This window comes from Petrotoga mexicana DSM 14811, from assembly GCF_002895565.1.
In the GTDB taxonomy this organism is placed as follows: Bacteria; Thermotogota; Thermotogae; order Petrotogales; family Petrotogaceae; genus Petrotoga; species Petrotoga mexicana.
The window spans coordinates 85,171-95,147 of sequence record NZ_AZRN01000010.1 but is presented as its reverse complement, the minus strand read 5'-3'; the positions used below and the strand labels follow the sequence as shown (position 1 = coordinate 95,147).

Here is a 9,977-nt window from a genome sequence, read left to right as displayed (position 1 = left end):
GTGGGGAGCGGGGTGGAAGGGCGCTAATTAATAAAGAGTAAGCTTAGCTTACAAATAAGTTCATCTTTCAAAAATAAGATATTACTTTTAAAAAGGGTACAGGGCGGAGCCCTCTCCCCTTGTTGGTTATAAAGGACCTCAGGTCCTTCCTTAAATGGGTGGGGTGCGAGGGAAAGGGCCGCATATCAAAAGACTAGGAGTGAAAAAAATGATAAAAATCGGCGCACATATGAAAATCTCAAAAGGCTTCAAAAAAGTCCCTCCTGACACAGCAAACATAGGAGGCAACACCTTCCAAATCTTCACAAGTTCACCACGGGTTTGGAAAGTAAACCCACCAAAAGAAAGCGATGTAGAAGGCTTCAAAAACGCAATGACCGAATTCAACATAAATTTTGAAGACGTCTTAGTTCATTCAAGCTACTTAATAAACCTCGCCTCTCCAAAAGACGACATCAGAGAAAAATCCATAAATGCAATGATAGAAGAAATAAAAGCCACAGACCAATTAGGAATACACCATTACAACTTCCATCCAGGAAGCCATTTAGGTGAAGGAGAAGAATTCGGCATAAGCAAAATATTAGAAGGGTTAGATACCATCTTCAAAGAAGTTCAAAATACAAAAGTAACTATCTTGCTCGAAAACGTTGCACAAAAAGGTTCAAACATAGGATACTCCACGGAACAACTGGGAAGAATAATAAACAATTCACCATGGAAAGAAAGATTAGGCATAACTTACGATACCTGCCATGGATTCGATTCTAACTATGACATAAGAAAAAAAGAAGAGGTACAAAGACTCTTAGACGAAATTGACAAATACATCGGCTTAAATAAACTAAAAATGATCCATCTAAACGACTCAAAATATGACGTAGGCGCTGCTAAAGACAGACACGAATTTATAGGCAAAGGATACATAGGAAAAGAAGGATTTAAAACCTTCCTCTCTTTCGATGAAATATCTAAGCTACCTCTGATACTTGAAACCCCAGGAGATGATCCAGAGCATAGCCAAGACATAAAAGTAGTAAAAGAGATCTTCAAAGAATTAGGAAAGCTTTAAAAAATACCCCCATCTGGGGGTATTTTTAAACAATCCCTTGATCCATCATTGCTCTTGCTACCTTTAGAAAAGCCGTCACATTAGCCCCAAAAACAAGGTCTCCATCTTTCTTGTACTCTTCAGCTGTCGTCTTTATACTACTGTAGATGTTCTTCATTATCTCTCGTAGTTTTTTATCTACCTCTTCAAAACTCCAAGACTCCCACATACTATTTTGAGTCATTTCTAAGGCAGAGGTAGCAACACCTCCAGCGTTGGCAGCTTTAGCTGGGGCAAACATAACGTTATTTTTTTGGAAACATTCAATAGCTTCTGGAGTGCACGGCATATTAGCACCTTCTGCAACCGCTAAAACACCGTTATTCACAAGTGTTTTTGCTTCTTCTATATCAATTTCGTTTTGAGTGGCACATGGGAAGGCAATATCACATTCAATTTTCCAAATATTTTTACTGTTATCGTTATACTCTGCCGAAGGATGAGTTTTGAGATACTCAACTATTCTTCCCCTTCTTTTTTCTTTTATCTCAATTACAGAATTTAAATCTATTCCTTCTGGATCGTATACCATTCCATCTGAATCACTAAGGGCTATAACCTTTCCACCGAGTTCTACAACTTTTTGAGCAGTGTAAATAGCCACGTTTCCAGATCCAGAAACTACTACCTTCTTGCCTTCAAATGTTTCACCAATATCTTTTAGCATTTCTTCAACAAAATAAACCAATCCATAACCTGTTGCTTCTGTTCTGGCTAAACTTCCACCCCAATCTACACCTTTTCCTGTTAGGGTGCCAGCTTCAAAACGGTTGGTAATTCTTTTGTATTGACCAAAGAGATACCCTATTTCTCTGTTCCCAACACCTATATCTCCTGCTGGAATATCCGTTTGTGCCCCTATATGTCTATATAGTTCAGTCATAAAACTTTGACAAAATCTCATAACTTCGGAATCTGACTTCCCCTTTGGATCGAAGTCACTACCACCTTTTGCTCCACCTATAGGCCTTCCAGTTAAAGCATTTTTGAAAGTTTGTTCAAATGCAAGAAACTTCATGATTCCAGGGTATACGGTGGGATGAAAACGCAATCCCCCTTTATAAGGCCCTAATGCAGAGTTAAATTCTATTCTGTATCCCCTATTAACATGAACGTTCCCTTGATCATCTAGCCATGGAACACGAAAGATAATCTGCCTTTCAGGCTCAGTTAACCTTTCTAAAATCCCGTTTTCTTCAAATTCAGGATACAGTTCAACAACCGGTTTGATACTTTCAAGCACCTCACGTACCGCCTGGTGAAACTCAGTTTCTCCAGGATTCATAACAACTACCCTTTCAATTATGCTGTCAACATAATTTTCTTGGGTTAATTCAATAGAGTCTCGCATGGTTACCTCCTCCTTTTTTGCTTTCCCCGGTATACTTAAGAAAGAACAAACAACAAGAAATTATTTTCATAATAAACAATTCATTGAAATATATTTCATTATTGCTAATAAATGGTAATGAATATATTTACTCACTTTTTTCGATTATACACAAAACTTGCAAATTCGCAAAATTTTAAAATTTTTTGTTGAAAATGCTTAAAATTAGGTATTTATGGTATTTTTTGATGATGGATTATTACTGAAGAAAGCGAATTAAAAAAATATTTATATTTTTTTAATAAAAAATTTATCTTTCTTAGATTCTTGAGTGAGTACCTGGAGGTATGCGGAAAGCTGAAAAAACTTAAAGAAGTACAAAAAAGATGGTGGGCGCTGTAGGGTTTGAACCTACGACCTTCTGCGCGTGAAGCAGACGCTCTCCCACTGAGCTAAGCGCCCCAAAACTCTTCTAAATTATTATACAATATATTTCAAAACTTGTCAATGAAAGTAAAAATTACTCTTTATAAGCTTGAATACATCTCAAATTTCCATCGATAGCCTCAACTTTTGAAACCTTAAACCCTTCTTTCTCAAATAACGAAATCAACTGACTCGTCGTTCTAAGCACCCTAAACTTTGGAATAAACCAAACTACATTCTCTCTATCCTTTAAATCAGGAACATACACAAAGGCTAAAACCTTTTTTGCCTTCTTTAGAATATCAGACACATCATAACTTTTCTCAAACTCTCCTACAATTAAAAGATTGTTAGAATTATCCTTCACAGAAATACTCAAATCTTGAAAAACACTTTCATACTTCTCTTTATCTACTCCAAGAACCTTAACATCTTTAAAACCACTATCAATTAATCCCTTTAAAATAACTTCCTTTTTGATCTCCAAAGGAACAGACTTGTAAGTCTCTTTCTCACGCTCTTCGTAAATCCTTAAAGCCTCATCAGAAGGATAAGGGCAAGCGTACATAAAAGTATCTGATTTCTTCCAACTCCTAATGGGATGAATAATGCCAAGCGTGGAAAATTTTTCAGAAATATTCCCTACCCAAATGATTTCATCGTTGTTTTTCATAAAACTAATCTGAGTATTTGGATAAAGGCCAGAATAACTGTATCTACCAAGTGCCAAATCAGCAAGTTTGTTATTCTCTTCTACAGCCTTTATATGTAAATCAAAGGCTTTTTTAACATCTTTTTTTTCGTATATCTTAGCAAGCCTATAATAATAAAAAGGAAATTCGTCGATATTTTCTATTTTTTTCAACAACGTCTCAGCCTTTTGTGGATCTTTTTGAATAAAAGATATCCCTGAAACGTACAAAGCCAATGAAGCATCAGAAATAAGATAAAGTTTTTGCGCGTTCTCTTGCCCTACGTACCCCATAATATCGAAAATAAACTCTTTCCCTGAAGCAAAATGGGCATACATCTCTTCGTAGACCCCGTCCATCTCGGGGTCTAACTTCGTGCTCAAATCCTCAATTATAGGCTTAATAAACTGTGAAAGATCAGGAAGTATTTCTAAAGACTTTTTATACTGACTTAGAGCTTCATTGAACCTTTTCAACCTCAGATAACAATCCCCTAATAAGGCGTATAAAACTCCTTGAATCTTTTCGTTTTCAATCTTTCTTAAACTAGAAAGGGTCTTCAACGTATCAAGATTATCTTTTGTTTTTTGCAAAACTGAATAAAAAAGCAAAAGTCCAGGTATACCGTTTTTTTCTACAAAATTGAGATAATCATCTTTAGTGATAAAATCTAAAAGTTGGTCTTCTGATGTTTTCATCTTCTTTATTATGTATTTTGAAAGTTCATTTCTACAAGATAATTTATCTAACAAATCTTCATCGACTTCAACTTCTAATTCAGCAATTTTTTCAACGACGCTATCATAATAAATAACAATCCCTGATTTTTCTACACCTTCAACCATAACTTTAAACCCAGGTAATACTTTTCCCCACTCTTCTTTACTTTCAACACCCTCTTTTAAATCATTTAGCAAAACATACAAATTCTTTTTATCGATAGTAATGTTCTCATCTTCACTAAATGCAAGGGAAATATGTTCGTTGAACCCTTCAAAATCTTTTCTTTTCAACATCGCACGAGCCATCAAAATATGTGCCAAAGGCACTTGCTTGAAAGACATAATAGTCCAATCAAAATTCTCTACATTCTTCATAGCTTCATCTAAGACTTTAAAAAACTTTTCTCCCCACTTGATTAGCTCATCCCAATCCGTTGATCTTTCGCACAATGCCATCATACCAAAGTAAGGATCAGGATACTGAGGAGTAGCATCTATACACTTTTGCAGTAACTCCTTTCCAAGATCTTTCAAACCCCCAAATACACAGTCCAACCCAAACAAATACAAAAACTCAAGTCCTATGGCAGGAACTCTCCCCACTCTTCTTATCTCTGCCAATGTCTCCCAAGCGACTTGGTTCTTCTTATACGTATACCCCCCGATAGACTCTGTTTTGTACAACTGAACTAAATAATACAACCTCTCAATAGGATGTTTTGCTTCCTTTAATTGCTCTCTTATTAAAGTACCTGTTCTTTCATACTTCTTTCTCTTCAAAGCCCTCGTCCAGATGTAACCGTAGTGAAGAATCGGAAAATTACCTCGAACGACCTTTGGTTTATATATAGCTTGATTATGTACAACATTTTTATATTCAACGGTACCATTTCTAAAAATTATTGGTATCGATGCAACTTCAGTTCTTGTGTAGTCCATATCCATATAACTAATAATGGGTAGATAGACAGTATTCACATCTTTTGGCAGTTTTTTAAGAAACTCTCTTATGTTTTTTTTAAACAATTCTGAAGCCTCTTCATCCGCATCGTATCTCATAACCCACTCACAGGTTGGAAATTTCAAAGAATAATTCCGAGCCTCAGAAAAATCATTCTGCCACTCATGAAAGTATAACTTATCGGTATACTCTTTAACTATTTCAGGTGTTCTATCCGTAGAACCCGTATCAACAACGATTATCTCATCTGCCACATCTTTAATAGCCTCTAAGGCGCGTCTAATATTAGCCTCTTCGTTCTTAACGATCATAGCAACGGACAACAATTTTTCATTATCATCACTCATACGCTTTCCTCCTATCAAAAAGCTACATCTATTATATCATTCTTGTTCAAACCATTTAATTCCTTAAAGGGCTTTCTCTAATCATAGAAAATCTTCCTAAAGGGGTGGTGCGCGTTCAATAAAAATAAAATTCCTTAGGGGGCAGCGGGTGGGAATAGATAAAAACAGATAATCAGCAATTTATTGCTTACAAATTCCTCAAAACAACTCTAATCGAAAAATCCTTAAAGCCACTCCAATCAAAGAAAAAATTCCATAAGGGGCGGCGGGCGGGAATAGATAAAAGAAAATAAAAAGAGGGCCCATCGGACCCCCTCTCTAAATTTCCTTTTATCGCAACAACTGCAACACATTTTGTGGAATTGTATTCGCTTGTGCCAACATTGCATTCGATGCTTGCAAGAGTATCTGTTGCTTTGTAAAGTCCATCATCTCTTTTGCCATATCTGCGTCTCTGATTCTGCTTTCTGCTGCGGTTAAGTTCTCCGATGCTACACCCAAGTTGGATATAGTATGTTCCAATCTATTCTGAACAGCACCAAGTGATGCCCTTGCTGTACTTACTTTGTGAATTGCAGCGTCCACAACCATTATTGATCTTTCAGCGCTATTTTGGTCGGTTGCTTTAAGTGACTTATCTGTGAGTCCAAGAGCTGCAGCACTCATATCGTCTATTCCAAGTACGATGTTGTGACCTTCATTCGCCCCTATTTGGAAAACAAGCTGATCAGCAGCGGTGTTAGTTCCTTCAACTCTAACAACGGCACTGTCTACAATTTCATTTAAAGGTAAAGATTCTCCAAAATCACCGATATTAAAAGTTGTGGAAACCCATGTGAAAGAAATACCACCAATTGTTGCTACTCCCGAATTCAAGGAGACCACCTTTGTAGTTACTATTCCCTCACTTTCTATTTGCGTTATTCTAACATCCAAAGTCGAAGTCGAAGCATCTTCTAATTGTCCGACTTCTATAACGTAAGTACCTTCCACTACAGTAGCACCTGATACGGCACTAACGTCAACATTGATGTTTCCTCCCGTAACAACTTTAATATCTTCACTACCTCTGAATGATTCAATCTTACCATCAAGCAATTTCATTGTGTTGAACTCTGTGGTTCTTGAAATCCTATCGATCTCTTCTCTTAGTTGATCTAATTCTAACTGTATTTGATTTCTATCAACATCTGTGTTGGTATCTGATGCAGCTTGAACCGATAATTCTCTCATTCTTTGAAGTATAGAGTGTGTTTCTGTCAGTGCTCCTTCTGCTGTTTGTATCAAAGATATAGAATCTTGTGCATTTTTAACAGCAGTTTCTAAACCTTTAATTTGACCTCTCATCTTTTCGGATATTGCTAAGCCCGCTGCATCGTCTCCTGCTCTGTTGATTCTTAAACCAGAAGAAAGTCTTTCAAGTGTTTTACCCATCGATTGGTTTACTTGATCCATCGATCTCCATGCATTCAATGCACTAATGTTGTGATTAATCCTCATAATCCATACACCTCCATGTGAGTTTTTTGTTTCTTGCCCTTCCTTGGACAAGGTTTTTCCCTTAGCGCTAAGGATTTTCATACATATTATCGAACAGTTTTCCAAAAACTTTAGTGTTTTTAGTACTCTTTTTTCTATAAAATCATTATTCTTGTCTTCTTACCCTTAATAGGGCATCTATCAGAAGCCTCATTCTCATTTTCCATAAATAATGAGTTATTCGTCAATTTGCCTAATCGTTTATAAAATCTGAACTATTTTGTAAAAATAGTTTGTTCTTATTTCATGACTAATAAAGAAGAAGATTGGCTTTAATTACCTGGTAAATTTTAACATTTCCTTTTTACAACTATTTTCCAATTTTTCTGAAGACGTTGGGGATAGTTGCTTTTCATAAATTCCTGGTCTCTTCCATCAGGTATATTCAAATAAATCATAGTATCAGCAGAACTATGTTTTTTTTAAAACTTGAAAGAAACTTTCAATCCTATCTTTTGGAATATGCTCCATCGAATCTATACTTGTTGTAAGGTCGAATGTTTTCATCAAATTTAAATTTGTGGCGTCTTCTACTATATAAGTTATATTATCGTGGTAAGAATTTTTTCTCGCAAATTCTATTAATTTCTCTGTTAAATCAATCGCTATTACTTTAGCACCTTTGCTAGCTATATTTTGAATCACTATAATTTAAAATTATTGGTTTTATTCCTCTTGCCATGCTTTCTATAATGTTATAAGGATGGCCTTCATGTATGCTTGTTGATATTATGTGGTTTTAGTCTTCTAAAAATTTTCCTACTTCATTTATCCAGCTATGTAAGATGAAATTGTCTTCCATTTTCATTTCTTTTTTTATGTATTCAAAGTATTCTTTGTACAATGGGTCTTGAAAGTCTCCACCTACATGTAATTTGTATTTGTTATCTAACTTTTTTAATTTACCTATTATTTGAATCCATGTTTCTAGATTCTTCCTATAGTTTATGTGAGCTAACAACGCTATAGGAAAATTCCTTGAGAAACTTTCTTCAGGTTTAAGGATCAATAGAGCAGGTGACGATGCAGCTGGTTTGTCAATCTCTGAGAAAATGAGAGGACAGATTAGGGGGTTAGACATGGCTGTAAAAAATGCTCAAGATTCTATCTCCTTGATACAAACAGCGGAAGGAGCATTAACTGAAACACACGCTATTTTGCAAAGAATGAGAGAATTAGCCGTACGAGCAGCAAACGACACAAACGTTACAGAAGATAGAAAAGCATTACAAAATGAAGTAGACCAATTAGTTGCAGAAGTTACAAGAATTGCAGACAACACCGAATTCAACACCCAGAAACTATTAAATGGAGATTTTTCTAACAAAGTTTTCCACATCGGAGCAAACATAAGTCAAAACATTACATTATCTATCAGCGCTATGAGTGCATCGGCCTTGGAGGTTAATGCAATAGTTCTTACTACTCAAGCCGATGCGAATACTGCTATTAGTACTATAAACGCTGCAATAGAGACTGTTTCTGAGGAAAGATCCAAGCTTGGTGCATATCAGAACAGGTTAGAACACACTATAAACAACCTGCAAGTTTCCTCAGAGAACTTAACCGCCGCAGAATCAAGAATCAGAGATGTAGACATGGCAAAAGAAATGATGAATTATACAAAACAACAAATACTATTGCAATCATCGAATGCAATGTTGGCTCAAGCAAACATGGTTCCACAAAACGTCTTGCAATTGTTAAGATAATTGTTTTCACAATCGGGTAGGAGGTAGATAATTAATTTATCGATTGTTTTCTTATATCACACCTTACGTATCGTTCGGTATACGGTGACTCGACAGAAAGGAAAGGTAAACATCAAAATCACATGGAGGTGAAGGTAGAATGAGAATTAACCATAACTTAAACGCTCTAAATGCATGGAGGCAGTTGGAATCAGCTAACAACGCTATGGGAAAATCCCTTGAAAAACTTTCTTCAGGTTTAAGAATCAACCGAGCTGTTGATGATGCAGCTGGTTTGTCAATCTCTGAAAAAATGAGGGCACAGATTAAAGGGTTAGACATGGCTGTAAAAAATGCACAAGATTCTATATCCTTGATACAAACAGCGGAAGGAACATTAACTGAAACCCACGCTACTTTGCAAAGAATGAGAGAATTAGCAGTACAAGCAGCTAACGATACAAACGTTACAGAAGATAGAGAAGCATTACAAGATGAAGCAAAACAATTAAGGGACGAAATTACAAGAATTGCAAACAACACCGAATTCGACACCCAAAAATTATTAAATGGAAGCTTTTCTGACAAATATTTCCACATTGGAGCAAACATAAGTCAAAACATTACATTATCTATCAACACTATGGATGCATCGGCTTTGGGTATAAATAGTATAAACCTTGAAAGTCAAGCAAGTGCTAATGCCGCTATTAGTACTATAAACGCTGCAATAGAAGAAGTCTCTACAGAAAGATCCAAACTCGGTGCATATCAGAACAGATTAGAACATACTATAAACAACTTGCAAGTTTCCTCAGAGAATTTAACCGCTGCAGAATCAAGAATCAGAGATGTAGACATGGCAAAAGAAATGATGAACTATACAAAACAACAAATACTGTTGCAATCATCGAATGCAATGTTGGCTCAAGCAAACATGGTTCCACAAAACGTCTTGCAATTGTTAAGATAATTGTTTTTATACAGAAAAAGGGGCTACCGCCCCTTTTTCTTATTCGCCCAGCATGGGCGCAATAGCTAAGCTGTGAAAATCCGCTGTAGGCCAGGTAGTAGGAACCAGATAAAAGGCTAAGTGAAGTGGAAAAGTTTGCATGACAAAACGAAGACCGACAGCTATCCAAAACTTCATAAGTTTTA

General features: G+C 36.1%; 7 protein-coding genes, 1 tRNA gene and 1 pseudogene. 3 read left to right on the top strand and 6 right to left on the bottom strand.

Annotation, left to right across the window (positions count from 1 at the left end; all coding sequences use genetic code 11):
* The first annotated feature begins 208 nt into the window (after nt 1-208).
* A complete protein-coding gene (locus tag X927_RS03155; RefSeq protein ID WP_103076651.1) occupies nt 209-1,072 on the top strand; it encodes a deoxyribonuclease IV in 864 nt (287 codons plus the stop codon).
* Nucleotides 1,073-1,097: 25 nt separating this feature from the next.
* Here the strand turns inward: X927_RS03155 and gdhA are convergent, their stop codons facing one another.
* From gdhA to X927_RS10365, 6 genes are all read right to left on the bottom strand, one after another.
* Nucleotides 1,098-2,462: an NADP-specific glutamate dehydrogenase gene (gene gdhA, locus X927_RS03150; RefSeq protein ID WP_103076650.1), complete on the bottom strand. Its 1,365-nt coding sequence runs from the start codon at nt 2,460-2,462 to the stop codon at nt 1,098-1,100.
* Between the two features lie 366 nt (nt 2,463-2,828).
* Nucleotides 2,829-2,903 (bottom strand) — tRNA-Val (locus X927_RS03145).
* Between the two features lie 58 nt (nt 2,904-2,961).
* Complete coding sequence (locus X927_RS03140; protein WP_103076649.1) at nt 2,962-5,589, bottom strand: glycosyltransferase; 2,628 nt, start codon at nt 5,587-5,589, stop codon at nt 2,962-2,964.
* A gap of 330 nt (nt 5,590-5,919) precedes the next feature.
* Nucleotides 5,920-7,089, bottom strand: coding sequence for a flagellin N-terminal helical domain-containing protein (locus tag X927_RS10370; protein ID WP_103076660.1), 1,170 nt, complete (start codon nt 7,087-7,089; stop codon nt 5,920-5,922).
* Nucleotides 7,090-7,539: 450 nt separating this feature from the next.
* Nucleotides 7,540-7,773, bottom strand: coding sequence for a class I SAM-dependent methyltransferase (locus tag X927_RS03130; RefSeq protein WP_169925109.1), 234 nt, complete (start codon nt 7,771-7,773; stop codon nt 7,540-7,542).
* A gap of 94 nt (nt 7,774-7,867) precedes the next feature.
* Nucleotides 7,868-8,209 carry a hypothetical protein gene (locus tag X927_RS10365; RefSeq protein ID WP_146026568.1) on the bottom strand — a complete coding sequence of 114 codons (342 nt, stop codon included), beginning with the start codon at nt 8,207-8,209 and terminating at the stop codon, nt 7,868-7,870.
* Between X927_RS10365 and X927_RS03125 the strand changes: the two are divergent.
* Nucleotides 8,100-8,840 (top strand): annotated as a pseudogene (locus X927_RS03125) (flagellin N-terminal helical domain-containing protein); the annotation flags it as partial. The gene X927_RS10365 and the pseudogene X927_RS03125 overlap by 110 nt on opposite strands.
* Before the next feature lie 139 nt (nt 8,841-8,979).
* The gene (locus X927_RS03120; protein ID WP_103076646.1) at nt 8,980-9,792 is read left to right on the top strand and encodes a flagellin N-terminal helical domain-containing protein; all 813 of its coding nucleotides are present in this window, start codon (nt 8,980-8,982) and stop codon (nt 9,790-9,792) included.
* The last annotated feature ends 185 nt before the right edge of the window (nt 9,793-9,977 follow it).